General features: G+C 65.7%; 1 rRNA gene and 1 pseudogene. One reads left to right on the forward strand and one right to left on the reverse strand.

What is annotated here, in order from left to right:
• Positions 1 to 551 (forward strand): annotated as a pseudogene (locus tag AAW13_RS46295) (hypothetical protein); the annotation flags it as partial.
• 30 nt (positions 552 to 581) lie between these two features.
• Here the strand turns inward: AAW13_RS46295 and rrf are convergent.
• A 5S ribosomal RNA gene (gene rrf, locus AAW13_RS43765) occupies positions 582 to 698 on the reverse strand.
• Between the last annotated feature and the right edge of the window lie 112 nt (positions 699 to 810).

Genomic DNA, 810 nt, shown 5'->3' on the forward strand with positions numbered 1-810 from the left:
CGGTCGTCACGGCGGTCATCGCGCCGGTCGTCGCGTCGGAACGCGGGGCGGTCACCGCGGTCGTCACGGCGCGGGCCACGGTCACGGTCGTCCCGCCGGCCGTAACCGCCGCGGTCATCACGTCGGTCCCCGCGGCTGTCGTCACGCTGGAACCCCGGACGCGAGCCACGGTTGTCATCACGACGGCCGTAACCACCGCCACCACCACGGTTGTCATCGCGACGGAACGCCGGACGGTCACCCCGATCGTCGCGGCGGTCGTCACGCCGGTCGTCACGGCGACCGGAGCCGCCGCTGCCTCGGTTGTCGTCACGACGGCCGTACCCACCACCGCGATTGTCGTCGCGACGGCCGTAACCGCCGCGATCCCCACGGTCGTTGCGGTCGCCTCCGCGGTAGCCGCCACGGTCGTTACGGTCGTTGCGGTCACCACTGTCCCGTCGGCGCTGGTCGCGGTCCGGTCGGTCGTCGGGAGAGTTGGTGGACATGGTGACTCCTGTCTTAGGTACCGCAAGCATTGTAAAAACAAAAGGACCCCTGGTCCCAGCTGAACGCTGGGACCAGGGGTCCTTCCAAAGATTGTTCGGCGGCGTCCTACTCTCCCACAGGGTCCCCCCTGCAGTACCATCGGCGCTGTGAGGCTTAGCTTCCGGGTTCGGAATGTAACCGGGCGTTTCCCTCACGCTATGACCACCGAAACCCTGATGGTTTCGAGCGAACAAGCACACTCTTTAATTGTGTGTTCAGCTCTAGCCGGCAACAGTCGTTGCCTCAGAACTAACACAGTGGACGCGAGCAACTGAGGACAAG

It is taken from the genome of Streptomyces humi (assembly GCF_001005085.2).
GTDB classification, from domain to species: Bacteria; Actinomycetota; Actinomycetes; order Streptomycetales; family Streptomycetaceae; genus Streptomyces; species Streptomyces humi.